This window comes from Methanofastidiosum sp., assembly GCA_013178285.1.
Lineage (GTDB): Archaea > Methanobacteriota_B > Thermococci > Methanofastidiosales > Methanofastidiosaceae > Methanofastidiosum.
Genome location: JABLXD010000015.1, coordinates 1 through 26,739 on the forward strand (window position 1 = coordinate 1; position 26,739 = coordinate 26,739).

25 protein-coding genes are annotated in these 26,739 nt (G+C 32.8%); 16 read left to right on the forward strand and 9 right to left on the reverse strand.

Going from position 1 to position 26,739, the window contains the following annotated elements:
- Positions 1 to 364: 364 nt before the first annotated feature.
- Complete coding sequence (locus HPY60_06085; GenBank protein ID NPV50750.1) at positions 365 to 2,401, forward strand: DEAD/DEAH box helicase family protein; 2,037 nt, start codon at positions 365 to 367, stop codon at positions 2,399 to 2,401.
- 112 nt (positions 2,402 to 2,513) lie between these two features.
- On the opposite strand, the gene HPY60_06090 is transcribed toward HPY60_06085, so the two are convergent.
- Both HPY60_06090 and HPY60_06095 read right to left on the reverse strand, forming a co-directional pair.
- Positions 2,514 to 3,737: a tyrosine-type recombinase/integrase gene (locus HPY60_06090; GenBank protein ID NPV50751.1), complete on the reverse strand. Its 1,224-nt coding sequence runs from the start codon at positions 3,735 to 3,737 to the stop codon at positions 2,514 to 2,516.
- 147 nt (positions 3,738 to 3,884) lie between these two features.
- Complete coding sequence (locus tag HPY60_06095) at positions 3,885 to 5,231, reverse strand: sodium:solute symporter family protein (protein ID NPV50752.1); 1,347 nt, start codon at positions 5,229 to 5,231, stop codon at positions 3,885 to 3,887.
- A 319-nt stretch (positions 5,232 to 5,550) separates the two neighbouring features.
- Between HPY60_06095 and HPY60_06100 the strand changes: the two genes are divergently transcribed.
- Positions 5,551 to 6,375 (forward strand): hypothetical protein, encoded by an 825-nt coding sequence (locus HPY60_06100; GenBank protein ID NPV50753.1) that lies wholly within the window; start codon positions 5,551 to 5,553, stop codon positions 6,373 to 6,375.
- On the opposite strand, the gene HPY60_06105 is transcribed toward HPY60_06100, so the two are convergent.
- Positions 6,376 to 7,584, reverse strand: a complete 1,209-nt coding sequence (locus HPY60_06105; protein ID NPV50754.1) for a PQQ-binding-like beta-propeller repeat protein — start codon at positions 7,582 to 7,584, stop codon at positions 6,376 to 6,378.
- 175 nt (positions 7,585 to 7,759) lie between these two features.
- A complete protein-coding gene (locus tag HPY60_06110) occupies positions 7,760 to 8,653 on the reverse strand; it encodes a DUF4897 domain-containing protein (GenBank protein ID NPV50755.1) in 894 nt (297 codons plus the stop codon).
- An 86-nt stretch (positions 8,654 to 8,739) separates the two neighbouring features.
- Between HPY60_06110 and HPY60_06115 the strand changes: the two genes are divergently transcribed.
- The 4 genes from HPY60_06115 (at position 8,740) to HPY60_06130 (ending at position 12,314) form a co-directional block, all read left to right on the forward strand.
- Complete coding sequence (locus HPY60_06115) at positions 8,740 to 9,423, forward strand: DUF4013 domain-containing protein (GenBank protein ID NPV50756.1); 684 nt, start codon at positions 8,740 to 8,742, stop codon at positions 9,421 to 9,423.
- Between the two features lie 69 nt (positions 9,424 to 9,492).
- A complete protein-coding gene (locus HPY60_06120; protein ID NPV50757.1) occupies positions 9,493 to 10,851 on the forward strand; it encodes a deoxyribodipyrimidine photolyase in 1,359 nt (452 codons plus the stop codon).
- A 2-nt stretch (positions 10,852 to 10,853) separates the two neighbouring features.
- Positions 10,854 to 11,276, forward strand: coding sequence for a hypothetical protein (locus HPY60_06125; GenBank protein ID NPV50758.1), 423 nt, complete (start codon positions 10,854 to 10,856; stop codon positions 11,274 to 11,276).
- Between the two features lie 57 nt (positions 11,277 to 11,333).
- Positions 11,334 to 12,314: a DUF1722 domain-containing protein gene (locus tag HPY60_06130; protein ID NPV50759.1), complete on the forward strand. Its 981-nt coding sequence runs from the start codon at positions 11,334 to 11,336 to the stop codon at positions 12,312 to 12,314.
- 1 nt (position 12,315) lies between these two features.
- Here the strand turns inward: HPY60_06130 and HPY60_06135 are convergent, their stop codons facing one another.
- On the reverse strand, positions 12,316 to 12,801 hold the full coding sequence (locus HPY60_06135) for a pyridoxamine 5'-phosphate oxidase family protein (GenBank protein NPV50760.1): 486 nt from the start codon (positions 12,799 to 12,801) through the stop codon (positions 12,316 to 12,318).
- A gap of 138 nt (positions 12,802 to 12,939) precedes the next feature.
- Between HPY60_06135 and HPY60_06140 the strand changes: the two genes are divergently transcribed.
- The 3 genes from HPY60_06140 to HPY60_06150 all read left to right on the forward strand — a co-directional run bounded on the left by HPY60_06140 (position 12,940) and on the right by HPY60_06150 (position 16,476).
- On the forward strand, positions 12,940 to 14,334 hold the full coding sequence (locus tag HPY60_06140) for an MATE family efflux transporter (protein NPV50761.1): 1,395 nt from the start codon (positions 12,940 to 12,942) through the stop codon (positions 14,332 to 14,334).
- A gap of 103 nt (positions 14,335 to 14,437) precedes the next feature.
- Entirely contained in the window at positions 14,438 to 16,090 is a 1,653-nt protein-coding gene (locus HPY60_06145) for a PKD domain-containing protein (GenBank protein ID NPV50762.1), read from the forward strand.
- Positions 16,091 to 16,137: 47 nt separating this feature from the next.
- Complete coding sequence (locus HPY60_06150) at positions 16,138 to 16,476, forward strand: nascent polypeptide-associated complex protein (GenBank protein NPV50763.1); 339 nt, start codon at positions 16,138 to 16,140, stop codon at positions 16,474 to 16,476.
- Here the strand turns inward: HPY60_06150 and HPY60_06155 are convergent, their stop codons facing one another.
- Positions 16,477 to 17,646 carry an aspartate aminotransferase family protein gene (locus HPY60_06155; protein NPV50764.1) on the reverse strand — a complete coding sequence of 390 codons (1,170 nt, stop codon included), beginning with the start codon at positions 17,644 to 17,646 and terminating at the stop codon, positions 16,477 to 16,479.
- 10 nt (positions 17,647 to 17,656) lie between these two features.
- The gene (gene argJ / locus HPY60_06160; GenBank protein ID NPV50765.1) at positions 17,657 to 18,844 is read right to left on the reverse strand and encodes a bifunctional glutamate N-acetyltransferase/amino-acid acetyltransferase ArgJ; all 1,188 of its coding nucleotides are present in this window, start codon (positions 18,842 to 18,844) and stop codon (positions 17,657 to 17,659) included.
- A 186-nt stretch (positions 18,845 to 19,030) separates the two neighbouring features.
- On the opposite strand from argJ, the gene HPY60_06165 reads away from it, so the two are divergent.
- Complete coding sequence (locus tag HPY60_06165) at positions 19,031 to 19,693, forward strand: molybdopterin-dependent oxidoreductase (protein ID NPV50766.1); 663 nt, start codon at positions 19,031 to 19,033, stop codon at positions 19,691 to 19,693.
- 45 nt (positions 19,694 to 19,738) lie between these two features.
- A complete protein-coding gene (locus tag HPY60_06170; GenBank protein ID NPV50767.1) occupies positions 19,739 to 20,536 on the forward strand; it encodes a hypothetical protein in 798 nt (265 codons plus the stop codon).
- Between the two features lie 272 nt (positions 20,537 to 20,808).
- On the opposite strand, the gene HPY60_06175 is transcribed toward HPY60_06170, so the two are convergent.
- Positions 20,809 to 21,480, reverse strand: a complete 672-nt coding sequence (locus HPY60_06175) for a rhomboid family intramembrane serine protease (protein NPV50768.1) — start codon at positions 21,478 to 21,480, stop codon at positions 20,809 to 20,811.
- Between the two features lie 275 nt (positions 21,481 to 21,755).
- Here HPY60_06175 and HPY60_06180 point away from each other — a divergent pair, with 275 nt between their 5' ends.
- From HPY60_06180 to HPY60_06200, 5 genes are all read left to right on the forward strand, one after another.
- Positions 21,756 to 22,301 carry an arginine decarboxylase, pyruvoyl-dependent gene (locus HPY60_06180; protein ID NPV50769.1) on the forward strand — a complete coding sequence of 182 codons (546 nt, stop codon included), beginning with the start codon at positions 21,756 to 21,758 and terminating at the stop codon, positions 22,299 to 22,301.
- A gap of 143 nt (positions 22,302 to 22,444) precedes the next feature.
- Positions 22,445 to 22,702 (forward strand): hypothetical protein, encoded by a 258-nt coding sequence (locus tag HPY60_06185; GenBank protein ID NPV50770.1) that lies wholly within the window; start codon positions 22,445 to 22,447, stop codon positions 22,700 to 22,702.
- Positions 22,703 to 22,757: 55 nt separating this feature from the next.
- Positions 22,758 to 23,837: a pyruvate dehydrogenase (acetyl-transferring) E1 component subunit alpha gene (gene pdhA / locus HPY60_06190; GenBank protein NPV50771.1), complete on the forward strand. Its 1,080-nt coding sequence runs from the start codon at positions 22,758 to 22,760 to the stop codon at positions 23,835 to 23,837.
- On the forward strand, positions 23,834 to 24,811 hold the full coding sequence (locus tag HPY60_06195) for an alpha-ketoacid dehydrogenase subunit beta (protein ID NPV50772.1): 978 nt from the start codon (positions 23,834 to 23,836) through the stop codon (positions 24,809 to 24,811). Before pdhA ends, HPY60_06195 begins: the two co-directional genes overlap by 4 nt.
- Positions 24,805 to 26,004: a 2-oxo acid dehydrogenase subunit E2 gene (locus tag HPY60_06200; protein ID NPV50773.1), complete on the forward strand. Its 1,200-nt coding sequence runs from the start codon at positions 24,805 to 24,807 to the stop codon at positions 26,002 to 26,004. Before HPY60_06195 ends, HPY60_06200 begins: the two co-directional genes overlap by 7 nt.
- Here HPY60_06200 and HPY60_06205 read toward each other — a convergent pair.
- The gene (locus HPY60_06205) at positions 25,994 to 26,731 is read right to left on the reverse strand and encodes a lipoate--protein ligase family protein (GenBank protein NPV50774.1); all 738 of its coding nucleotides are present in this window, start codon (positions 26,729 to 26,731) and stop codon (positions 25,994 to 25,996) included. The genes HPY60_06200 and HPY60_06205 overlap by 11 nt on opposite strands.
- Positions 26,732 to 26,739 lie beyond the last annotated feature (8 nt).

The window sequence follows — 26,739 nt, forward strand, 5'->3', positions numbered from 1 at the left end:
GATCATTGAAATTATTTCTTGTGATAAGACCGCATCGAGTGAGCTCATAAATCATTTGTTTTATTCCTTGCAGACTTCTATCATATCCCGTCTTATTAAAAAGGTCCAGCAGTCCGTTATCGTCCTAAATATACTTATTTTGAATGATAATATCCAATGCGACGTGTGTATTAGTATTTTTAAATAAAAATGACATGAATAAGCTTTTACTTTTCACATATTTAAGGATATGGAAAAAAATATGGAAAATAGGGAAAAATAATTCTTTTCCATTTTACCCTAAAAATAATGCCAACATTATTGTTTAATAGTAATCTTTTGGATTAATAGTAAATTTTATATTATTTCTTATCTCTTTTTATGCATGTCCTTAGAATTAAGGCAATGGCAAATTGAAGCATATGAGAAATTTATTGAAAATGATTGTCGGGGCATAATCAAAGTTGCAACAGGAAAAGGTAAAACACGATTTGCCATACATTGTATTCAAGAATTGAAGAAAATACAAGAAAACTTACGGACATGCATTGTTGTTCCTACAATTGATTTGATGTACCAATGGAGAAGGGAACTTGTAAGTCAAGGAGTCTATTTTCACGAAATAGGATTTTATTACGGCGAAGAGAAACAAGCAGATAGGAATATAGTTATTTTTGTTCAAAATTCTGCATCTACTTATCTTAATGATGTGCATTTTTTTAATAGTTTTAATTTCATGATAGCAGACGAGTGCCACCATTACGGAACAACAAATGCAAATGAAATTTTTAAAAATAATATCCCTTTTAGATTAGGACTTAGTGCAACACCTGAAAGACATAACGATCCTGACGGAACAAAAAGAATTGAAGATGGAATTGGTCCAATTATCTACAAAAGAAGTCATTTTGATGACCCGGATGAAGTTCCGCCTTTGATTATTAATAGTATATTTGTAGAATTAATGCCTAAAGAATTAGATGAGCATAAGAAATTAACTACAAATATTAACGATCTTAATTATAGAATTGAAAAAATAACTAGAGGTAGAATAAAAAGAACCCATAAAGATTATTTGGAGAAAATACAGAAACTTGCAAAATCTGAAGAATCTCCAGGACATAGTAAAGCAAATGCATTGATGTGTTTGTGGACAAAAAGATTGGACATCTTATACAAAGCAGCGAACAAGAAGCCGTTGATAAAAAATTTAGTGGATATGGAATTAGATAATAAAATTATAATATTCAATGAAAGAATTGATTTTTGTGAAGATCTAAAAGAAATGCTTGAAATCGCTTATAGTCATATACCTGATTTTAAGGTATTTATGCTTCATAGTAAATTAAGTGGCCGGGATTGGATTCTAAGTCAATTTAATAAAGCAAGTAGAGGAGTATTAATAGCACCAAGATTGATAGATGAGGGAGTTGATGTTCCTGATGCATCCACTGCCATAATTTCTGCGTTCTCCGGATCACCTCGACAAACAATTCAAAGATTTGGGAGGATACTGCGCAACTCTCCAGGTAAGGATTTGGCAACTATCTATTATTTAGTTATCGATGACATAGAAGAAAAAAAATATTTTTATGTATTAAAAAAATCTGATTATCTTGATCTTGCCAAAAGAGGAGAGTGGCTAACTTATAAAAATGGAAAACTAAATAAAAATCCTTTTTATAAGATGTCAATAAACAAAGACCCTAATTATAACGAAACGCCTAGAGACCAATCTTTCGAACAGATAGATAAATTTGATGAAGAAGAATTAGACAAAAAATATATTTTGTATATAGAATTAAAAGAAAAGGAACCTAACTTTAAAGGTAATAAATATCTAAAAAGTATATACGAAACTATTCTAAATTTTATTGAAACTAATCAGCTAGATTTGTCAAACGACGAGGGGAACAAAAATACATTTGATTACTTAACAAAACTTACTGACCCAAAGTATCCAAAGCACAATTTTTCTAAGGAACTATATAATTTTTTAAAAGAGGAATTATTGAAAAATAATCTTAAACCATACTATGGTCATTTTCAGAATGAAGGGTTAGATGAATTATTAGATAATCCAGAAGAGGATGAAAGCAGATCTGAGGAGTATGATGGCCGGGGATTTGATAAAGAAGGAATTCATAAAATAACAAAAACAAAATATGATGAATATGGTTACGATAAGAATTGGATAGATAAAAAAGGTTTTGATTGGAAGGGCATTCATGTAAAAACAGGAACAAAATATGATCTAGAAGGATATGACAAAGAAGAGTATGATAGATACGGTTTCAATAAAGAAAATAAGCATAAACATACTAATGAAAGTTATGACTCGTTATATAAATCAAGAGAACAATGTATTGAAGATGAAGAGAAACTATTACATGAGTATAATCTAAAAAAGAATAATCAATAGAAATCTGAATTAGAAAGAATTATGGCCCTAATTTTAAGGTCAAACGAATTGGCCCTATCTTTTAATAGAAGTTGGGAATGTTAAAGGATTGTATAATGGTACAAGTGAGTTATTATACCTCACCTTTTCTCTGTAACTCAAATATCTTTTGTTTCATTTCAGGATTTGAATTAATAATTTCCATCATTTCCATGAACATGTTTACTCCCTTCAGCATTTCGGGGTTTTCCGCTGCTAGTTCAAAGAATTCTTTTCTTAATTCCTTACTATGTTTTTCCAACTCAAAGATTTTTTCTTCTTTTAGAGGCATTCCACAACGATAACAATACTCCGAAGTTGGGCCGCAGGCCTCCTTGCATCGAGGGCATGCTACCGGTTTTATAGTGTCGTCTTTATTGGCGTCCTCAATTTTAAGGCCATAGACCTTGTTGTAGATGGCATTGTCTATGTCTCTCCCGGATAAATGAACATAAACTCGGGGCATATCCGAGCCAAGCTGCCAGCCAAGGTAATGGCACATCTCAGATTCGGTCAATTTTGAGGCCAGATGAGTTGCCCTGGTATGCCTTAGAATGTGGGGCGTTACCTTCTTTTCAATCCCGGATTTTTTTATCGCCCTTTTGATAAGATTCTGATATGATTCGTAAAACAGGGGTTTGCCAAAGTTCTTGTTTCCAGTTCCAACAAACAATGGCTCATTAACATTTGGATTAGGGTGAATTTGAATCCAGTTTTTGATGTATGGCTCGGCCATTACAAATGGCACCAATCTTTCCCCGGTTTTTCCCCTGACCTTGACCTTGCCACCATAGTCGTTAAATGTCAGGTCTTTGAAGGTGATTGATGCAAGCTCACCAATTCTAAGGCCACAGTCATACAAAAGAGCAATAGCAGCCTTATCTCTGGGGTGTTTGGCACCTTCAAGTAGCTTAAGCACCTCTTCTTTTGTTAAGACCTGTGGTTTTCTTGAATGCTTTCTATCGCCTTTCAATGCTTTGAGGTCTGCCCAATTCTCCCCTTTCAGCCACTTGAAGAATTTATTAAAAGTTCTCCTGTACTCATTCTTGGACGAATCAGATAGATCTTCAATCTCTATTTTCTCCAAAACTTCAATTATGTCTTTGGAAGTCCAAGTAGTGAAATCTTTATCCTTGTATTTTTGGCAGATTATCCTTAAATCAATCATGTAGCGGACTGTCCTCAATATTCCGATTCTGCTGGCAATTAGATATCTTTTGAATTCTCTTATTATATTGACATTGGATTCAGATATGTCAGACTTTATCAAACGCCCTTCTTCGTTTGAAAGCAAAACCTTTTCTTTGTAAATTCCCATAAATTGAGAATAGGTAGTTGTGATATATACATTATCCATGCGCATTAGTAATAAAAAAATACGCCCAGCTCCCGCACCATTTGGATTTCTTGGACTGTTTTTGTTGGGGTTTTGGCGTAGATTTGATTGAATAATAAAATTAAAAGATTATTGAGATTCAATTTTTCCAATAATCAAGAAAGCCAAGAAAGAAACAGCTAGAGTTATTATAGGTATTGGAATGCCAAAAGGTGTTATTTTTAGAAAGGTCAAAGCTACAGAGACAACGAAACCACTTATAATTGTCAATACTCCAGTTAGATCCTTTCCAATTTTAAAGTGGAATAGTCCAAATACGAGAGGAAGTAGACATAAAAGTATTGTAGAAGACAGAACTGACAATTCTACAATATAACTTACCTTTCTAACTGCAAACAGCGCAATTATAACAGTAAGCAAGACTATGGCAATTCTGCCGTAAAAAATGCCTTTCTCCTTTACAATATCTCTTGAGACCATCGATGATAGGGTCAAAACTATTGAATTAGCAGTTGTAACTGCAGCAGCAAGTATGCTCAAAGCCAATAACAGGGATAGCCATTCCGGCATTATCGAAAGAAGAGTTGGGGTGACGTTGTCTCTGTATTCTACCAAGGGGAAGAGTCCTTTAATTGTTAAAATTTTTAATTCAATTCCGATCAATGTGACTATTACTGCGTATAATACTCCAAAGAAGCCAAAATATACTATCATCTTTCTAAGTGCAGAAATGTCCTTTGAAATAAACATTCTTTGAAACACTTGTGGATTTGTAAGGGCAAAGAAAAACCAAGGTATTGTTAGCGATAGAAAGAACTTTGGGGTCCATACAGAATTTGGAACGTACATCGACTGGCCCAATAAAGAAACTGCAGAAAAATCAACCCTCAGAGATACCCAAACTAAAGCAATTATTGAAACAGAAATCATCAAAATTCCTTGAATTGAATCTGTCAATGCTACGCCTCTAAGACCTCCTAGAAAAGCCCAAAGAGATACTAGAATTGCAACGATTAGTATACCAGTTGAGAAATTAAGATTGGCATTCTTTTCGATTATTAAGGCCACGCCTGTAAGTTGAACTGATGTGTATGGTACAAGTGCAACAAGAGACATTATGGCAGCTGCTTTAGATGTTTTTAACCCAAACCTGTGCTCTAAAAGACCAAATGGGGAAACAACACCCTTTTCCTTAGCAATCTTCCAGACTTTTGGACCGTAAAAGGATAGGAAGAATAATGTTCCCACAAGGTATACCAATTCAAATCCCAATGCACCCACGCCAGTTGCATATGCCAGTCCCACCAAACCTACCATCATGAATGCCGAGTAGGTAGTAGCTGCGTAAGTGAGAGCGGAAACTATTCCACCTATATTTCTATCTCCAATAAAGAAGCTCTCTTGAGTCTTTGCACCTCTTGAATATAATGCTATGATAGTTCCTATTACCGCATATATTCCAATTAATATGATCATGTTATTCATTTGCCCACGCCCTTGTAGAATATGCGATGTAAATAAGATAGCCGATTGTTACAACAGTCCAGTATATGTAAGTCGTGAAATCAATGCTTCTAATCAAGAAAAACGGCAAAGCCATTAAAACAACAATTATTATTAATTCAATATTTTTCATCAATGCACCCCATCGACTGTTAAAAAACGCTTTATAAAGCTAATGGTGATATTTATAAAAAAATCAGATGAAAAATGTCTGAAACAGAACATCTTTAATCTTAATGTTTTTCTTACCAATAGTATTATATTTGAGAAGGCCCATTATTAATTGATTATTATGGGATTTGAGTTGCCTGAAATATTAAAGATATCAAAACAGATGGGAGATATTTTAATTGGTAAGAAAATTAATAATATTGTTTTAACAGAATATTCAAGCTCTATAATAAAACAGGGTATGTCAAATCTTGACACTAGGCAGAAAGATATTTTGAATAGTACTATACAGAAAATTACACCAAAAGGTAAATGGATATTCTTTGAATTTGAAAATAATAATTTTTTAATGTTTGGAGAAATTATAGGTAAATTCCTATACTTTGAAAACGAAAAATCTTTACCTCAAAAATTCCATGTCCTTTTTCAGTTTGATGATGGAACCAAGATGAGTTTTCAATCTTCACTTTATGCATTTTTAACAGTTGCAACAGAAGAAGAGAAAAATTTACATAAATATGCAGGAAGTATTGGTCACTCACCAAATGAGGAAGAGTTTACCTCTGATTATTTTAATAGTATACTTTTACAAAACGAAAAAAAGCCAATCAAAGCATTACTTAATATCCAAGAACAAATATCGGGACTTGGAAATGTTTATATAAATGATATTTTATTTGAAGCTCAAATTCATCCAAAAAGAAAAGTTTCTAATCTTACCCAATTAGAAAAAGATAATCTTTACAATTCAATTATTAAAATAACCACTACTGCAATTGAACTTGGTGGTAGTGCAGACGAATATGACCTTTATGGAAATCCCGGAAAATATGCTAGAATAATGGATAAAAATAGCCCCATCTGCAGAAAATGTGGGGATAAAATTGTAAAAGAAAATGTGCTCGGCTCTTCTTCATATTACTGCCCAAAATGCCAAAAGATATAATTATACAGCTCTATCTTTAATCCCAAATAGTCTGAGAATCATGTCGAGTATTCCAATTCTTCTTTCGACAGAATACCCTTTATTTTCTACCATCTCTTGATTGGGAATATTCTTATTTGAATTTTCTTCTTCATTTAGGTAATATTTGGAGATGTCAAATTCTTTTTTTTCACCTGTACTAAATAGAAATACCTTTTCTCTTGAAGTTGTGACTACACTAGAACTATCTAAGGATAAAACTAAGGAATTAATTGAATACATATAATTTGGGTCATTAAATGTTTGGTAACTCCATAATTCTTTTCCTTTGTTGGATAGCGCATAGATTTTGTCCATAGAACCTGCGGCAATGATACTCCCATCGCTATTAATAGAAACTGAGTATATTCCTTTATCCTCAAGAGCTTTCCATAATTGTTGCCCTTCATTTGAAATAAGATAAGTTCCTCCTTCTCTTGATCCCGCAACAATAAAATTCCCCTCAGGATTTATTTTAACATTAATTACTCCATCATTCCTTTTTGATTGATATATAATTCTTCCTGAATTTGAGAGGATATATATCCAACCATTTTTTGTACCTGCAGCAATATACTTTCCTTCATAACATATATCAACTGAAGTAACCTCTCCTAAAGTTTTTACACTCCAAACTATTTTTCCATCTTTAGACATGAGATAAATATTTTGATTATTTGAACCAACAACAATATATGCCCCTTCAGGAGTAATAGCTACCGTCGTGACAGGAGAATTAGTTTCAAGTTTCCAATTAAGATCTCCACTTTTTGATAAATAATATGCTGAGCCGTCATCTGATCCTGCAATTATACCAGAGCCATCGAACGAAATTGCAACTGCTTCAACCGTATCCAAAGTTTGATATTTCCATAAAAGCTCTCCCTCTTTTGAAAATAAGTAAACGTTTTTATCTCTTGATCCTCCGGCAATATAGTTTCCATTAGGGGTCATATCAACTGCCAAGGCTCTATCTCCTGAGTTATATTTCCATAAAAGCTCTCCCTCTTTTGAAAAAAGATAAAAATTATTATCAAGAGAACCTACGGCAATGAAGTTACCCTCTTGACTTATTTCTACTGAATATACTGTCTTTTCAGTATTAACGTTCCACAAAACATTGGAAGACATTACTGCCCCAATTAATAAAAAAAACAAAGCAAAAAATGTACCTACAACTAATTTTCTCATAGAATAAATAATAAAATCCTTTTTTTAAAGTTAATTCAATTAATAATAATTTAAGATAAATTATTGCGTATTTTTTATTTATTTATTTTCTGTTATATTATAATTAAAATATTATGTCAATAAAGATGCGATATTCGCAATATTTTATTTTTTAGAATAATATTGAATATTATTTTTATCTTAGTATTATTAAATTATTTTTTCCATATTTCTGTTTAGTTATTAGCCCATTTTTCTCCATCTCTGTAATTATCTGACTTATTTTAGATTTTGACATGCGAGATCTAGAAACAATATCGTTTTGGAAAGATTTACCTCCAGAAGATTTTAATAAATTTATTACTTTTTCTTGGTCAGACAGTAATATTGGTACATTTTTGTTTTTTCTAAGAATACAATAAACGATAAGTCCTAATATAATAAAAACTGCAATTATCCCAAATATCAAGGGATTAATAGAGCTTATTAATGAATTTTTTTCCAAAACAATTTTTGGCTCGTTTTCTAGTAATATTTTGGGGCCATGCCAAAATAATATATTCTCTCTTTTTTCAGTAGGCTCTGGATTAATACTATTTATTGAATAGTCCTCAGGGAATTCTATTACTAGAACCTCCCCATCTTTTATATGACTACCGTCCTTAAATGAATCTCCGATTATAATATGATCTTTATCCTTTAGGCCAAAGCCTTTCCACAAGAATTTAAAATTAACAACACCATACTTTTTATTAATAGAATCTACAATTTGATAGTTCAAAGAAATATTTTCAATATTCATTTCTCTTCCTGAAGAGTAGGCTACAGTATTGATTATGTTTTGAAGGGATTCTTTCTTTCTTTGGATGGTGAACTCTTTGTCCATATCTAATGCTTCCATATATTCATTGAAGAAATCAATATCCTCTTGAGTTTTTAGTTCAAATCTTGTTTCAAGATTCCATAATGCACTTCCATCTTCATAAACTTTAATGTAAATACTATTTGTTTCCTCGGAAAATGCGCAACTTACGGTAGATAAAAATAAAATTGCGAAAATCCCAAATATTAGCACGAATTTATTTTGCATAGTATCTTTTTGTTGAAGAATATTTTAAACTTTACTATAAAGCTATGTTCAAAAGGTATATAAATGATTTTTTTATTCTCAATCTGATGGTAAACTATAACATATCATTCAGAAAACCTTTTTCTGACTTCAGAAAACTCCTTATTGGGATAGTAATTAACATAATCCCTATTGTGAACTTAATTTCGTATGGATACATACTTGAAAGTTCGGATATAAAAAAAGGAGAACAAAGTGAAAAAATGGAAGAATGGGAGGATTTTGGAGGATTCTTTGTCAAAGGTCTCTTAGGCCTAATAATATCATTCATATATGCAATACCTGCTTTGATCGTAGGAATAATTGCTTTCGTCGTTGCACTTGGTCCATTATTTGGAAAACTTGCTTTTATGGGCCCTCAAAGAGTTCAAACCATGAATCCAGAAGAATTTTTTCCTATGTTTCTTCCATATTTAGTTGCAGCTTTGCCGTTAGTCGTTGTCTTTGCCATATTAATACTAATAGCCACATATGTGGCGCCAGTTGCAGTTTTGAAGTACATTAAAACAGATAAATTCTCTGAAGCTTTTAATCTCAATGATATTGCCAAATACATTTTCACTGGAGATTACATTGTAGCCTGGGTATTGGTCTTAGTCTTAAACTTGGCCTTAGTTGGAATATTATCAAATGTACCTTTCATTGGAACTGCTATCGCGTCTTTCATAACTGGGATGATAGGCTTCTCTCTTTACGCTGGAGTCATGATAGGAATAGATAAAAAGAATTAATTTTTTATTTTATCTTTTTTAACCGAAAATTATCTATATTAGAATAATTAGTGACTTTAAGGTGTAGTTTTGATTCAAAGCGAAAGAATAAAATATTTGAACAATAATAATGAAAAAAATGGAGATTACGTTCTATACTGGATGCAATCTTCTCAAAGAACAGAGTACAATCACGCTTTAGAATATTCAATTTTAAAAGCAAATTCTCTAAATAAACCCTTAATCGTATTTTTCGGATTAAATGAAAATTTTCCAAATGCAAATACAAGAAATATTTCTTTTATGCTTGAAGGATTATACGAAGTTGAAAAATCTTTAGGGGATAGAGAAATTAAATTTGTTACATGGAAAAAAAAGGCCGAAATTGGGGCAACTGAAATTTCAAATGGCGCCTCAGTTGTAGTTGTCGATAAAGGGTATCAAAGATTTGAACAAGATTGGAGAAAATATGTAGCAAAAAATATTGAGTGCCCCCTAATTGAAATTGAAACTAATACCGTTGTTCCAGTAGAAGAAGCATCAAAAAAAGAAGAATACGCAGCTGCAACCATAAGGCCAAAAATAAATAAACTCTTAAATTATTACCTTTCACCGTTGAAATTAAGCAAACCTACTATAAGTTCCCTCTCCTTTAGAATAGATTCTTTAAATATGGATGAAATAGAAGACATAACTAAATCCCTTAAGATCGATAAAAGTGTACAACAATCACCTTATTTATTTGGAGGAACTTCAGAAGCTAAAAATAATCTTGAATATTTTATCAAACATAAACTTGATAGATATGAAGATTTAAGAAATAATCCAAACCTTGACTATTTATCAAATATGAGTCCGTATCTTCATTTTGGTCAGATATCTCCTTTGTACATTGCCTTGAAAATTCAGCAAACTGATAGTCCTGGAAAGGAAGCATTCTTAGAAGAACTAATTGTTCGAAGAGAACTTTCAATGAACTACGTTTATTATAATACTCAATATTCCTCCTTTGGGGGGTTACCTGATTGGTGTAAAAAAACTTTAGAGTTACATGAAAAAGACTCAAGAGAGCATACCTATTCTCTCAAGGATTTTGAAAATTCAAATACCCATGACCCTTACTGGAATGCCGCTCAAAACGAAATGATCTATACCGGTAAAATGCATGGATATATGAGGATGTACTGGGGGAAGAAAGTCATTGAATGGACTAATTCCCCAAAAGATGCTTATGAAATATTGATCTACCTGAACGATAAATACGAATTGGATGGCCGCGATCCAAATGGATATACTGGGATTGCATGGTGTTTTGGAAAGCATGATAGGCCTTGGGTAGAAAGGAAAATTTTTGGCAATATACGTTATATGAATGATAAAGGGCTTAGGAGAAAATTTGATGCTGATGCCTATGCGAAAAAGATAAATGATTATACTTCTAATATTTAGTCATGGAATCAAAAAAAGCGATAGGAAAAAAATTTCCAAAAATTGCCGCCTATTCTTTAGCAAAAACAGAAGTGATACTTCCAGATATGGTAAATGGAAAAGTAACTTTAATTGCTATTGCATTTGTTCGTGAAGCTCAAGAAATAATTGATTCTTGGTCAATACCATTTGAAAATAAATTTTCCAATATAGAGGGATACTCCTATTTTGAAGTTCCAATGTTGGATGGGCTCTGGAAGTTTTTTAGAGGTTCAATCGACGGAGGAATGAGGTCAGGTATTCCACTTGAAAAACATAAGAATGTAGTAACCTACTACGGTAATTACAAAAATTATACTAATTACCTTTTCATTGAAGATATAAAAAACGGTTATGTTTTTCTTTTAGATAAAGAAGGCATAATAAGATTTATAGGATGGGCTTAGCATCTGATAAAGATGTAGAAAAAATGATAGAGATTGCAAAAAATCTTGGTGAATGATTTGAAAGACTTTTTGAAACCCAAAATTGTTGTAAGTAAATGTATAGAGTATGACAGCTGCAGGTATAATGGTCAAATGATATCAAGTGATTTTGTAGAAAAGTTAAAATCATTTGTAGAATTTGTTCCAGTTTGTCCAGAATTTGAAATAGGTCTTGGGGTTCCAAGAGATCCAATAAGAATTGTTTCATTCAGTGGAGATTTAAAGTTAATACAACCAAAAACAGAAAAAGATGTCACTAAACAAATGATTGATTTTTCTAATTCCTTTTTGGATAATCTTATTGATATTGATGGATTTATCTTAAAATCAAAATCACCTTCTTGTGGCATCAAAGATGTTAAGAGATATTCTGGATCCGGAAAACCACCAAAAGAATCAAAAGGACCGGGATTTTTTGGTAAAGTAGTCCTAGATAGATATCCCAATCTTGCAATAGAAGATGAAGGAAGATTGACTAATTCTAGGATAAAACAGCATTTTCTTACTAAGATATATGCTTTAAGAAGTTTTAGAGAAGTTAAAAAATCAATGTCAAAGAAAGATTTAGTCGAATACCAATCGTACAATAAACTGCTATTTAGTGCTTATAGTCAAAAAGAAACAAAAGAACTTGGGAGGATTGTTGCACATATGGACAAAGCTTCTCTTGAAAACATATTTCAAAATTATGAAAAACATCTATATGCTCTTTTTTCAAAGCCTCCTAAATGTTCTCCTAACATAAATACGCTTTCACATGGATTTGGATACATATCCAAAAATCTAAATAAAAAAGAGAAAGAATTTTTCTTAGAGATAATAGATAAGTATAGAAAAGGAAACGTATCCTTAAGTGTTCCTACAAATATTTTAAAATCTTGGATTTTGAGATTTGATGAAAAATATTTAGAAAATCAAAGTTTCTTTGAGCCATATCCGGATGGGCTGTTATCTGTTGAAGATATTAATGCGTGTGAAGTCAGGGACTATTGGGAATAAATTAACTCTTTTTAAATGCTTTAATCTCTTTAACATCAATCAATTTCCAAACTATACTTCTTTTTTCATCAACAAGGGATTCCAGGGGATCTTCAGGTGAATGGCCAAGAGCAATCATTATATTTTTAGAAAGCCTTCTTTTCTTGATCATATCAACAAAATCTTTCCTTATATTCTCATCCTTTTTTTCATCATTGATTTCAATAAGTTTTCCAGAAAGAACCACGAAACTAAAGTCAGAGAAATCCTTCTCATATTCTTCTATTTCCACTAGGACATATGGATACTCTCTAAAATAAGAGATTTTCTTTCCATAATTAGTTGATAAAAAAAACATATGCCCTTCTTTAAAAATATATAGGAGCGGTGCAATATAAGGATATTTATTTCCTCTAAAAGCAACTCTGCAGAGGTATTGTCTTGAGATTAGTTTATCGTATTCTGGCTTTTCCATTTTAGGAAGTTTAACTATACTGTCGTTATTCATAATTATTTTTAAAATTAAAACTATTAAAATCTTTTCATAAAATGTAGTATAAACTATTTAATTTTTTGCTTCATAATTATGGATAGATTTATAAAAACAATTTAGATTTGGAAGTCTATTAATTCTATAGGTCGGACTATGTCTAATGAAATTGTTAATGATCAAGAAATAAAACATACTGAAGGAATAAAGACACTTTTAGGGGATCCCAAAAAGGCCATACTCAAACTATCAATGCCAATGATAATTGCAATGCTTGTTCAAACGCTATATAATTTTGCAGATGCATTGTGGGTTTCTTTCCTGGGTCCTGATGCCCTTTCAGCTGTTGGATTTTTCTTCCCTTTCTTTTTCATGATTATGTCCGTAGGATCTGGCATAGGTATGGGAGGTAGTGCTGCAATATCAAGATTTATTGGCGCCCATAAGAAAGAAGAAGCCGATAATGTTGCAGCCCATACTATCGTATTAATGGCCATTCTTGGAATTATTATTACTATACCTTTTTTTGTATTCTCAAGAAATATATTTGAACTAATGGGCGCAGGAAATGTAATTGAAGATGCAACAATATATGCCCAGATTATGTTTGCTGGAACCTTACTCATCTTCTTTTCAAATGTCGCGAATTCAATTCTTAGAGGAGAAGGTGATGCAAAGAGGTCAATGTATGCCATGGCGTTTGGCTCTATTTTGAATATAATTCTTGACCCTATATTCATATATCCTTTAAAGATGGGCGTTGCAGGAGCTGCCTGGGCATCAATTATATCACTCGCAATATCTTCAGGGATACTTTTCTATTGGCTTTTCATCAAAAAGAGTAGCTATGTATCAATTAATCTTTCTAATTTTAGATTTCATAAATATATTTTGATAGATATTCTAAGAGTTGGCATACCATTTTCATTATCTCAATTATTAATGTCATTTTCTTTTTTGGGATTAAATCTAATAGTGGTCTCTGTTGGTGGAACTGACGGTATAGCAGTTTATACTACTGGTTGGCGAATAGTAATGTTTGGAACATTACCTTTAGTGGGGATGGCCACGGCCGTCACTGCCGTTTCAGGTGCTGCATACGGCGCAAATCAAATAAAGAAGTTAGACATCGCATACATCTATTCTGTAAAGTTAGGACTCTTAATTGAAGTTTTTGTTTCAATATTTGTTTTTTTATTTGCGCCACAAATCGCTGCCATATTTACTCAATCTGAAGGGGGAATTAGAATCTTTAGTGATATTGTAAGCTTCTTGAGGATTTCAGCAATCTTTTATCCTTTAGTTTCATTTGGGATGTTCTCTTCAGCAATGTTTCAAGGAACTGCAAAAGGAATTAATTCTCTTATAGTTACACTCTTTAGGACACTAATATTCATAGTTCCATTTTCCTATTTATTTGCTCTAACTTTCAAAATAGGTCTTAATGGTGTTTGGTGGGGTCTTGTAGCAGGTAATATTCTTGGTTCTGTTATTGCATTTATTTGGGCAAGAGTATATATTAAGGGATTACTTAAGAAATATTCTAACTAAGAATATTTAATAAAATTCTAAGTATCTTTAATTTCTTTAGTTACAAATGTTTCTATAGAAAGACACTTAAATTATAAAATTTAAAATATATTGGTGTTTCTTAATGAAAAAAATATTGGTTAGCTCAATTGGGCTTGTAATGGCCCTAATAATGACTTTGGCTATTACAACTGTTTATTCTGAAGATGAAACAGAAAGTACTTTTTGTTATCAAGTGCCAGACACAGTAAGAAGTCTATCTTTAGTTACGAATGGTTACTACACTGCAGCAGCAGGAGTTGGAGAGCAGCCAGAGATATTCATTTGTGATAAAGACGGAGTTAGATGGGGTTGTTTAAAACGTGCTTTAGCAATACTTCTCACACCTGATGGAAGATATACTTTGGTAGGAATGAATGATGGCGTAGAGCTTTATGATAACGCTCAAGCAGTTGATATAACAAAGAGCAGTTCTAGAGAACTTGTAGGTGGCCACTGGGAGCCATATCTACCCGGAGATCCCGATACCAGATACAGGTGGGTATGGGACTACCATTCAACGGAAAGCACAAGTTATACATGTAATCCTCTTTGGAAATACACTACGAAAATGGAAACAAGAATCCTTGCAATTAATGAAACTGCATCATATATTCCTGTAGGTGCCGAAGACAAGTTATTTGTATTAAACAAACAGGGAAAATTGGCTTGGGAATACCAAACCGATAGCGCAGTGAATTTTATTAGCATTGTTGAAAATTATATTGCAGTAGGATCACAAAAAACTGTTTATCTATTTAAAACAAATGGGGATTTAATTTGGACTTATTCAGTTAGTGGAGTGCCTGCAACAATAGACATAAGTAGAACTGGGCCATACGTTAGCGTTGGAACAAGCACTGGTAATATATATTTATTTGACGGAGAAGGTAATGTTAAATGGAGCTATAAAAATAAATCGGCCGTCAATACAATATCAATGACAGGATTGGGAACTTACATAGTTGCAGGTAGTACAGACGGTTCAATACTCTACTTTAATAGAGAAGGAACTAAACTTTGGGCATACAAGACTGGCGGGGCTGTAAATCAGATAGATATTTCTTCACAAGGGCAATATGTTGCAGCAGGTGCAGATAAAGATGGATATTATCTATTTGATTGGAATGGAAAGAAACTTTGGAATCGAGTAAATAGAGAAATATATTTCTGGGCCATTCACGTAGCAGATGATGGAAAGTGGCTTCTTGGCGGATCTGGGAAATTCATGGGAGGCAGCACGGAAATGAGAATCAGTAACAACGTATGTTTTTTCAATACCGTTAATTTTGCCAATGCAGGAGACCAACCAGATAAAAATACTGAAGTCACAACAATCCCAACAGAACCTACAACTCCAACTCAAACTTCAAACAAATTCCCAAATGCCAACGCCGGAAGTGACTTCGAAACAAAAGTTGGAGAAGCCATTCATTTTGACGGAACAAAATCTACTGATGAAGATGGAAACATCGTTAGTTACAAATGGGACTTTGGAGATGGTAAATCTTCAATAGATCCAGAACCGCTTCATCAATACACAACTACTGGCGTTTACAAAGTAACTTTGACTGTTACAGATGATAAAGGCGATACCGGAGAAGATATAATGTATGTCACAGTAAAAGACTCACAGCCCGAATCTCCAGTCAAAGGTGTTCCGGGATTTGAGTTGCCTGCATTACTTGGTGGTTCTGCAGTTGCATACTATATATTATCACGAAGAAAAAGAAAATAATAGTTAACTTTATATTTTTTCTTTTATTTTAAATTTTAGGTGATGCAATGTACCCAAAGATGGATCAAAGAAAGATGCAGAAAATGATGAAGCAGATGGGAGTATCAACTAAAGATATCCCTGCAGAGAAAGTTATTATTCTCACTAAAGATAAAAAAATAATATTTGATAAGCCCCAAGTCACTGAAACTACAATGATGGGCCAGAAAACATATCAACTTGCAGGTAACTACATAGAAGAAACAAAAGAAATTGAGATAAAAATAAATGAAGATGACATTGAATTAGTAGTTGCCCAAACAGGCGTAGATAAAGAAAAAGCAAAAAATCTTTTAGAAAAAAATAAAGGAGATATCGCTGCAACTATTCTTGAGCTACAGAAATAATTAAATTGATTTTTTCATTATTTCTAAAGCTTCGTCAATCTCATTTTTTGAAACAATTAATGGCGGAACAAGTCTAATTACTTTATCCCTTGTGCAATTAATTAGTAGATTGTTATCAAAGCATTTTTTTACAAAATCACTACACAAATCTTCAAACTCAATTCCTACCATTAGACCTATGCCTCGTATGTCTTTAACATTTTGCAAGTCTAACATAAACTCAAGATTTTTAATCAGATATTCTCCCATTTTTTTTGCATTATCAATCAATTTCTCCGATTCAATTGTATTCATTACTGTTAATCCAACAGAGGTTGCAAGAGGATTTCCTCCAAAAGTAGTTCCATGATCTCCTGGCTTTAAAACATCAGAAACTTCTTTTTTAGCAACAATTGCACCTATTGGTACTCCACTACCAAGAGCTTTAGCTAAAGTCATAATGTCGGGCATAATATCATAGTGTTGGAATGCAAACCATTTTCCTGTTCTTCCCATGCCACATTGTACTTCATCAAAAATTATCAATATTCCCTTATCTTCCCTAAGGTCCGAAAGCGTTTTCATAAAATCTTTTGAGGCTATATTAATTCCGCCTTCTCCTTGTATAGGCTCAACTAAGAATGCAGCTGTTTTGCTATTTACTTTCTCAACAATGTCATTTACATCGTTAAACTCTGCCTTAACAAAACCTGGGGGAAATGGACCAAAGCCAGCCCTATATTTGTCTTTATCTGTAGTCATTAAAGTTGCGATAGTTCTCCCGTGGAATGAATGTGAAAAGTATATTATTTCATCTTTACCTTTCTGAGATTGAAAACGTCTAGTTAGTTTTATTGCACCTTCATTTGCTTCAGCACCACTATTACAAAAGAAAGCCCTATCAAGTTCAGATGCCTCACATAATTTTTTCCCTAAAAGATATTGAGAAGGGATATGGTAAAAGTTACTGACATGAATCACCTTTTTTGCCTGTTCAGATATACATTTTACTATTTGTGGGTGGGCATGGCCAAGTGAATTAACAGCAATACCTGCCAAAAAGTCAAGATATTTTTTACCATCTGTACCGTATAAGTAACATCCTTCCCCTTTTTCAACAACCAATGGGAATCTTCCATAAGTATTGAATACATAATTACTTTCCATATTTTTTGCTTCTTCCAAATTCATTTTTATCCCTCTAAGTGTGATATTGAGCATTTATCTTAACATAATCATAGGAGAGGTCACAACCCCATGCTTTTGAAGAAAACTCTCCCAAGTTCATATCGATTTTAATTTTTATAAATTCTTTTTGTAACTCTTTTCTAGATTCTTCTTTGGAAACTCCTTCACCCTTACCTTTATTTACTATTCTCAACTCCCCTAGATAAACTTCTATTTTGTCTAACTCCATATCTGCTCCAGAATACCCGGCAGCGGCCACAATTCTTCCCCAATTGGGGTCTTCACCAAATATGGCAGATTTGACCAAGCTTGATGAAATAATTGATTTAGAAATTGCATCTGCATCAATTTGGCTCTTTGCACCTATGCATTCACATTCAATTAGTTTTGTTGCGCCTTCTCCATCCCTTGCAATTTTTTTGGCAAGTTCAATGCAAACTAAGTCTAGTGCTTTCTTGAAACTATCTAATTTTTCTGCCGTATCAATTTTAACTTTTGAAAGTCCATTAGCTAAAATGACAACAGAATCGTTTGTGCTTGTATCACCATCAACAGATATTCTATTAAATGATTTGGCAACTGAGGCTTTTAAACAATCATTTAAAATATTTGAATTTACATCCGCATCAGTAAAAATAAAACAAAGCATTGTAGCCATATTGGGATGTATCATCCCACTGCCTTTTGTAATCCCTGATATTATATATCCTTCATTTTCAACAGTAATTTCTTTTTTTACTAAATCGGTAGTTAGTATGGCGTTTGCTATATTTTCAGATGTACTAGTAGAATTATCTAATATTGGGATAGTCTTTTCAATGGCACTTTTCATAATATCCATGGGTATAGGTATTCCTATAACTCCTGTAGAGAATACAAGACAATTTTCTTTTTTAATGCCAAGTTTTTCGCTTGTGTATTCTGCAGTAAATAAAGCATCTTTTATACCCTCTTCACCAGTACAAGCATTTGCATACCCGCTATTACAAACAATTGCCTGTGCTTTTCCATCAGAAAGGAACTCCCGATCAACAATAACTGGGGCTGCAGCAGCCTTGTTTTTTGTGAAAACTCCTGCTGCATTAGACAATTGTTCCGAATAAATAATCGTGAAGTCTAATTTTTCTTTTTTAAATCCTGCATGAACTCCTTGGCCTTTAATTCCTTTAACTTTTGTGATACCACCATCAATAATATTCATTAAATCCCCTTTAATAAAGTGTAATGAAAGATATATAAGATTAATGTTAATTTACTAACATTTTGAATATAAAAAATAAAAAAATGGCCTTAATTGAAATAATTTCTATGAATTAGTTTGTTAAATGTTTTATTTTATACGAAATACTGTTTTATAAAATAAAAATATAACAAATATGGGTATAAAATGAATTGTATTAGTAGGATACTTTTAGTAATATTATTTTCTTTAATAATATTTGCAGCAGGGTGTGCAACTCAAGATAAGATTAAAGAACTGCAGTCTGTTGAAATAAGAGAATACGAAGGAGAAAATCTTTCTTCTTTTATAGAAGTAAGAGACGTTTCAATTAAAGGGCCGCAGAAGATAGAAATATCGGATTACAAATTAGAAATATCTGGATTAGTTAAAGAACAAAAATATTATACATATGATCAAATTATTAATACCCATCAAAAGTACCAGAAAGTCGTGCAAATAAATTGTGTTGAAGGCTGGAATTCAAAAAACCTTTGGGAAGGGATATTACTAAATGATATTTTTGAAGAGGTAGGTCTTGACCCAAAAGCAACAACAGTTATTTTTTATGCATATGACGGATATTCAACCTCTCTTCCCTTAGATTATATTGTAAAAAATAATATCTTAATTGGTTATAAAATAAACGGGATAACTTTGACTCAAGCAACAGGCTATCCTTTTATTTTAGTGGCCGAAGATAAATGGGGTTACAAATGGATTAAATGGATTACTAAAATTGAATTATCTGAAAACGAAGATTTTAGAGGATACTGGGAAAGCAGAGGTTATAGCAATATTGCAGATTTAAATAGATCCTTTTTTGACTAGATAATTATTGGAAACCTTTATATTTCTATAAATTTATTAAATAATATGGCAGAATATAAAAATAAATCCTTATTCCAAATTCTTAATATATTGGCTGTAATAGGAACACTTTTTGTTAATTATCTTTCTAACGCTTTACCTTTAAATGGGAAGACTGCAGGTCAGCTTTCTGATGAAATTCCAAATCTTTTCGTGCCTGCTGGATTAACCTTTTCCATTTGGGGAGTAATATATATTTTGATAATTCTTTTTGCGGCTTATCAAGCGAGAGATCTATTTAGTAAGAAAAAAATTGAAATGCCATTCTTAAAGAAAACGTCTTACTATTTCTTCTTAGCTGGTCTTGCAAACATGGGGTGGATATTTGCATGGCATTACCAACAAGTACTTTTATCTTTGATTATAATGCTAGTTCTCTTGTTCTCCCTCATTAAATTGTACTTAAATCTTGAAATAGGTAAAGAAAAGATACCTAGGAAAGAGAGGTTATTTGTCCAGATACCAATTAGCGTTTATCTTGGCTGGATAACAGTAGCAACAATTGCGAACATTACTGCATTTCTTGTTACAATTAACTGGGATGGCTTTGGTATAAGTGAAGTAATCTGGGCAATGTTTGTGATTATCGCTGCATTAGCGATTACATTAATAATGTTAATAACAAGAAAAGATGTAGCATACAGTCTTGTTGTAGTATGGGCTCTATTAGGAATTTACATTAAGAGGACAGATATAACATATGGACTTCAAAATGAAGTTGCATTAACTGCTATAGCTTGTGCAGCAATAATAGTATTGGCTATAATTGTTGAAGTCGGGATGGATTTATTTATTCGCAAATAAATCTTAATTTTATTCTTTTTTCCTGGCCTATTGGTACAATATATAAGAGTATTTCATTATTTTATCTATCAAACATTTACCTATTCAATATAGCTTAATAAGGAGTAAAAAGCTCCGTCCGACAGAACTGTTTATATGGGCCATTATTCTAAGTCTGTATGAACCAAAAAGAAGATTATCTCTTGTTGTAAAGATCTTTTGGAAGAATCAAAATTCCTTAATGATTTTTCTCTATAATAGAACTCAAAAGATTTTCACAGTCAATTTGGTAATTAAGTTTTATCATAGTAATTTTCCCAAGTGTAAAGAGAATTATCTTGTACTTTTTTCTTTTTTCCACCAAACAGTTTTATTAAAACTACCCCCGCTCCAAATCCGCCAAGGTGGGCCATATATGCAACTCCACCATAAGGATCAGTGAAACTAAATAGTAGTTGTATAACAAACCAAATGATAAGATAGTAAAGCGCCTCTACTTTATAGATTCTAATAAATCCAAAAGGGATTATTGTGCTAATTTTATTTTTTGGATAAAGAACTATGTAAGCACCTAAAACTCCAGATATGGCACCTGATGCACCAACAGTAGGTATAATTGAATCAAGATTAAAAGCCATATGTGAAAGTGCTGCAATAACACCACACAATAAATAAAAAATAAGATATTTTCCTTTTCCAAGGGTAGCTTCGATATTGTCTCCGAATATTATTAGAAACCACATATTCCCTAGTAGATGCCCCCATCCACCGTGCATAAATTGATGGGTTATAATTGTCCAAGGCTCAATCCCCATAAGGAAATCTTTCGGAACAAATGCAAATATGGTGTTCAATGAATCAGATGTAAAAAAATTAATTGCATAAAGGACAATATTTGTGATTATTAAACTATATGTAATATAGGGCCTTTCTACTGAAAAATTTTCATCTGCAATAGGGAACATATTACTCTTGTCGTTTCTTAATATTTATAAGGTTTTAGAATATTTTAATATAATAATTTTATTTAATTTTAAAGAGTCAAATTAAGCTTAAAATTTCAATTAAAGTTAAATTATAGGTTTATTTTGAATTTAAGACTTAAATTAAGATTTTTTAATTTTTTAATTAAGTTATTAGTAATCAATTTCATTAAAACTTTCTATTAAAGGATTAAAGGGGCATTTGTCTATTAATAGCGTTCCAAAACGCTTAAATATCAATTTAATAGTTTTAAATCATGGTGCCTAAAAGGGTGTTCTTTGTTAAAGGAAAAGGAGTTCATAAAGATAAACTTCAATCTTTTGAACTTGCACTAAGAGAAGCTGGAATAGAAAAATGTAATCTTGTTTATGTTTCAAGCATTCTTCCCCCATATTGTGAGATTATACCTCGGGAAGAAGGACTTAAATGCATGAAAGCGGGTCAAATTACTTTTTGTGTAATGGCACGGAATGCAACAGATGAACCAAATAGGCAGTTATCTGCTGCAGTAGGACTTGCAGTCCCGGCTGAAAAAGGTAACTATGGATACTTAAGTGAAGTGCATATGTTTGGTTACGATGAAAAGTTTTCTGGTGACTATGCCGAAGATCTTGCTGCAACAATGTTAGCAACTACTTTAGGTATAGATTTTAATCCAGATACTGCTTGGGATGAGAGAAACGAGATATACAAAGCAAGCGGTAAAATAATTGACAGTGAAAGTATTGCTATTGCAACCAAAGGGGATTCCTGTGGGAAATGGACAACTGTCATAGCTGCTGCTATATTCTTGTTGGATTAATATTTTTTCATAATTATTATTTTTATAAATTATATACTATTCTTTGATTTTTGTTTTATTTTTTTTACATTAACTATTTAAAATTCTACCCCCTATAATATTTTATTATTGGAGGTGTCAAAATTCCCAAAGAATCAGATCTAATGGAGTTTTATGGCGCAGAATGTCCAACTTGTAAAGAAATGGAAAAACATCTGCTAAAATTAAAAGAAGTAGAAGGAATTGAAGTAACTCAATTTGAGGTCTGGCACAATTCTATAAATCAGTCAATAATGATGAAATATGCAAAATCAAGGTGTATGGGCGTGCCATTTTTGTTCAATAAAAAAAATGAAACTTTTCTCTGTGGATTGCACGATTACGAATCTGTAAAAAACTGGGCCAAAGGAGTTAAAGAATAATATTATTTGAGGTGTTTAGATTATATTAGAAAAATATAACCCAATCAAAGGAGAAATGTTCCAAATACTTGACATTAAGGGGGGTCTAGTAAGTGAAGATCCAGATTTAGATAAAGAATTGTTAAAAGAAATGTATTGGTGGATGGTATATGCCCGAATGGCCGATGATAAGGCTTTGAAGCTTCAACGTCAAGGAAGAATGGGGACTTTTCCACCAACAACAGGTCAAGAGGCGGCACAAGTTGGGAGCGGTTTAGCGCTAGATAAAGAAGATTGGGTATTCCCCGCTTTTAGAGAACTTGGAACTTATTTATTACGCGGAATACCTTTAGAAAATATGTATCTATATTTTATGGGGGATGTAAGAGGGAATATTATTCCTAAAAATATAAATAATTTACCTATGTATGTTCCAGTAAGTACTCAAATTCCTCAAGCGGTAGGCGCGGCATATGGGATGAAATTGAGAAATAAAAAAAACGCAGCAGTTTGTTATTTTGGTGACGGAGCTACTTCTAAAGGAGATTTTAGTGAAGGCCTAAATTTTGCAGGCGTATTTAATACACCAAATATATTCATTTGCCAAAATAATCAATGGGCCATCAGCGTTCCAAGAAAAAAACAAACAGCATCAAAAACAATAGCACAAAAAGCTATCGCATATGGGATTTCAGGTATTCTTGTTGATGGAAATGATGTTTTAGCAATGCATGTTGCAACAAAAGAAGCTCTTGAAAAAGCAAAAAAAGGAGAAGGTCCTACTTTAATTGAGGCATTTACATACCGATTGAGGATGCACACTACTGCAGATGATCCAACTAGGTACCGAAGTGACGAGGAATTAAAGGAATGGGAGTCAAGAGACCCCTTAATTAGATTTAAAAATTATCTAAAAAACAAAGGGATTTGGTCTGAAGACTGGCAAAAGGAATTAGAAACAAAAGCAGAAGAAATGATAAAAAAAGCTATAGAAAAAGCAGAAAATATAGATCCTCCTAATCCAGAAGATATGTTTATCTATATGTACTCAGATATTAATCCCGTTTTAAAAGAGCAACTGGAGTATCTTAAGAAGATGATTTCTACCAAGGAGATAGAAGAAGATTCAGAAAAGATAGAGGGGGGATTCCCATAACTCAGATGAACATGGTAGAAGCAATTAACAGTGCATTGAAAGCCGAAATGGAAAAAGATGAAAGCGTATTGATTTTAGGAGAGGATGTCGGTAAAGATGGGGGAGTTTTCAGAGTCACTGATGGCCTAATTCAAAAATTTGGCGAAGAAAGAGTTATAGACAGCCCTCTTGCAGAATCTGGCATCGTTGGATTTGCAATAGGTCTAGCATTATATGGATTTAAGCCTATTGCAGAAATACAATTTATGGGATTTTTATGGCCTTGTCTAGACCAACTTTCTTCCCATGCTTCTAGAATCCGAAATAGAACTTGGGGGCGATATTCTGTACCCCTTGTTTTAAGAGCACCATACGGAGGGGGTGTCAGGGCTTTGGAGCATCACGCCGAAAGTTTTGAATCTATCCTTGCGCACATACCAGGACTTAAAGTGGCAATACCCTCAAATCCTTATGATGCAAAAGGTCTTTTGATTGCATCAATTAGAGATCCAGACCCAGTAGTATTCCTAGAACCAAAAAGGCTCTATAGGGGAATTAAAGAAGAAGTTCCAGAAGAAGACTACGTTGAAGAAATAGGTAAAGCCAAAGTAGTAGTTGAAGGGGAAGATCTGACATTAGTTGGATGGGGATCTATGATTCCAAAGATTCTCAAGGCTAGAGACTTAATGTTTGAAAAAGGGATAAGGGCTGAAGTTATTGATATAAGATCTATTTCACCTTATGACTATGCAACTGTTCACAGCTCTGTTGAAAAAACTGGGAGGGCAGTTGTGATTCAAGAAGCCCCTAGAACTTTAGGATTTGCATCAGAGATAATTGCAAGATTAAACGATAACGAAATGCTTAATTTAAAAGCTCCAGCTTTTAGAGTCACTGGCTTTGATATTCCCTTCCCTTACTATAAAATGGAGCACTGGGCAATGCCAGACGTTGATAGAATAATAAAAGCTTCTAGGCAGGTTTTAAAATGGTAACAGAGTTTAAGTTCCCTGATGTTGGGGAGGGTATAAAAGAAGGAACCATAAAAAAATGGCTTGTAAAAGAAGGAGATTATGTAAACGAGGATCAAGTTTTGGGAAACGTTGAAACTGATAAAGCAATAGTTGAAATCCCCTCTCCGGTCGCTGGCAAAATTCTTAAATTAGTGATGCCAGAAGGAAGCAAAGTTAACGTTGGAGAAACAATGGTAGTAATCGGTGATGAAGGGGAAAAAATACCCACAATAGAAAAGAAAGCTCAAATCAAGGAAAAAGAAGTTAAAGAAACAAAAAAAGAAGAATTAATCCAAACAATTAATGAAAAGAAAATCCAGGCCCCACCTTGGATTAGAAAACTTGCTTCAGATAGGGGCGTCGATTTATCCTTAGTAGCTCCAACAGGACCGCATGGTAGAATTACAGAACAAGACGTGCTTAATTCTGTTAAATCAGAACCAAAAATTAAAGTCAAACTTAATTACGATTTCTATGGCCATATAGAGCATATTCCCTTTGGAGGCGTAAGAGAAGTAATAGCTAATAGATTATCTGAGTCACTATATACGGCCCCTCATGCAGTTGCTATTGATGAAGCAGATGTAACTGAGCTCTGGAATCTTAGAAAAAGTATGAATGAAAAAAAACAAGAAGATGGAATAAAACTTACATTCTTGCCATTTATAATGAAAGCAGTAGTTCATTCTTTAGAAAAACACCCCCTTATAAATTCAGAATTGGACCTTGAAAATAAAGACATTATAGTAAAGAAGTACTATAATTTAGGTGTTGCAGTTGATACAAATGACGGTCTTAAGGTATTGGTTATAAAGAAATGCGAAGACAAAAACTTATTACAAATTCAAAAAGAGCTAGTTGACTTATCTGAAAAAGCAAGAAATGGAACAATAGACCTTGCTGAATTAAAAGGAAGTACTTTTTCAATAACAAACTATGGATCAATAGGAGGTATGTATGGTATGCCTATTATTAATCCTCCAGAAGCCGCAATTTTGGGTATAGGAAAAATAAAAGAATTGCCTAGAGTCATTGATAATAAAATAGTTCCAAGAAGGATAATGGGCCTGACAGTTTCTTTTGATCACAGGGTTTTAGACGGTGCCGAAGTAGCAAGATTTATTAACACACTGACAGAATTTCTTGAAAATCCTTGGATGATCATTATTGATTAAAAATCCACTCTTTTTTTATATATTTTTTTTCAACTAAGTCTCTAGCCTTTTTTATTTCGTTTATGGTCCAATAATTAGCTTCAAATTGCTTATTTTTAAGAAAAGAGTTTTTTAGTTCATTATATGCATCACAGTATGATATGTTTGCATGTTCTTTTATGCATGTAACTGGATTATAAATAGATTTTATACCTCCAGACGAACCACTATTATTAACAGTTAAATATGAGAACATTTCGTTTTGATCAATTTTATATAAAATAGTTCCATGTTGAATGCTAAGACTAACTTTATTCAGTTTACTATTACCCGATATTTTTTTTCCATTTACTTGAATATTGCTCGGAGGATCTATAGAAGAATTTATTCCTATTGATTTTAATCCCTCCATAATCCAAGTAAAAATAACCTCGTAAGATTTTTTAATATCTTTTGGCATTATTCCATAAGGCGTAATGACACTGTATACAATCTCTCCAGGGGAATTAAATACTGCCCCCCCTCCAGATATTCTACGTAGCATAATGATTTTATTTTCTATGCACTTGTCAACATCAATTTCATCTTCAAGAACTTGAAAACGTCCTATAGAAACAGCCTTTTTATCCCATCTCCAAAATCTAATTAGGGGTATGTTTGTCCGTTGCACATATTCAAGAGCAACTTCTTCAAAAGCCATGGCCATAAGAGGATCTAACTTTTTTAATTCTATAAATCTCCAAATCATTAAATCCC

Bases quoted from the DNA above. Each gene is read 5' to 3' on its own strand.
- HPY60_06165 (NPV50766.1), top strand. From the start codon at position 19,031: ATGAATTGTATTAGTAGGATACTTTTAGTAATATTATTTTCTTTAATA.
- HPY60_06135 (NPV50760.1), bottom strand. From the start codon at position 12,801: ATGAATAACGACAGTATAGTTAAACTTCCTAAAATGGAAAAGCCAGAA.
- HPY60_06125 (NPV50758.1), top strand. From the start codon at position 10,854: ATGGAATCAAAAAAAGCGATAGGAAAAAAATTTCCAAAAATTGCCGCC.
- HPY60_06140 (NPV50761.1), top strand. From the start codon at position 12,940: ATGTCTAATGAAATTGTTAATGATCAAGAAATAAAACATACTGAAGGA.
- HPY60_06170 (NPV50767.1), top strand. From the start codon at position 19,739: ATGGCAGAATATAAAAATAAATCCTTATTCCAAATTCTTAATATATTG.
- HPY60_06155 (NPV50764.1), bottom strand. From the start codon at position 17,646: ATGAATTTGGAAGAAGCAAAAAATATGGAAAGTAATTATGTATTCAAT.
- argJ (NPV50765.1), bottom strand. From the start codon at position 18,844: ATGAATATTATTGATGGTGGTATCACAAAAGTTAAAGGAATTAAAGGC.
- HPY60_06150 (NPV50763.1), top strand. From the start codon at position 16,138: ATGTACCCAAAGATGGATCAAAGAAAGATGCAGAAAATGATGAAGCAG.
- HPY60_06085 (NPV50750.1), top strand. From the start codon at position 365: ATGTCCTTAGAATTAAGGCAATGGCAAATTGAAGCATATGAGAAATTT.
- pdhA (NPV50771.1), top strand. From the start codon at position 22,758: ATGTTCCAAATACTTGACATTAAGGGGGGTCTAGTAAGTGAAGATCCA.
- HPY60_06205 (NPV50774.1), bottom strand. From the start codon at position 26,731: ATGATTTGGAGATTTATAGAATTAAAAAAGTTAGATCCTCTTATGGCC.
- HPY60_06175 (NPV50768.1), bottom strand. From the start codon at position 21,480: ATGTTCCCTATTGCAGATGAAAATTTTTCAGTAGAAAGGCCCTATATT.
- HPY60_06145 (NPV50762.1), top strand. From the start codon at position 14,438: ATGAAAAAAATATTGGTTAGCTCAATTGGGCTTGTAATGGCCCTAATA.
- HPY60_06105 (NPV50754.1), bottom strand. From the start codon at position 7,584: ATGAGAAAATTAGTTGTAGGTACATTTTTTGCTTTGTTTTTTTTATTA.
- HPY60_06115 (NPV50756.1), top strand. From the start codon at position 8,740: ATGGTAAACTATAACATATCATTCAGAAAACCTTTTTCTGACTTCAGA.
- HPY60_06095 (NPV50752.1), bottom strand. From the start codon at position 5,231: ATGATCATATTAATTGGAATATATGCGGTAATAGGAACTATCATAGCA.
- HPY60_06180 (NPV50769.1), top strand. From the start codon at position 21,756: ATGGTGCCTAAAAGGGTGTTCTTTGTTAAAGGAAAAGGAGTTCATAAA.
- HPY60_06090 (NPV50751.1), bottom strand. From the start codon at position 3,737: ATGGGAATTTACAAAGAAAAGGTTTTGCTTTCAAACGAAGAAGGGCGT.
- HPY60_06100 (NPV50753.1), top strand. From the start codon at position 5,551: ATGGGATTTGAGTTGCCTGAAATATTAAAGATATCAAAACAGATGGGA.
- HPY60_06110 (NPV50755.1), bottom strand. From the start codon at position 8,653: ATGCAAAATAAATTCGTGCTAATATTTGGGATTTTCGCAATTTTATTT.
- HPY60_06185 (NPV50770.1), top strand. From the start codon at position 22,445: ATGGAGTTTTATGGCGCAGAATGTCCAACTTGTAAAGAAATGGAAAAA.
- HPY60_06200 (NPV50773.1), top strand. From the start codon at position 24,805: ATGGTAACAGAGTTTAAGTTCCCTGATGTTGGGGAGGGTATAAAAGAA.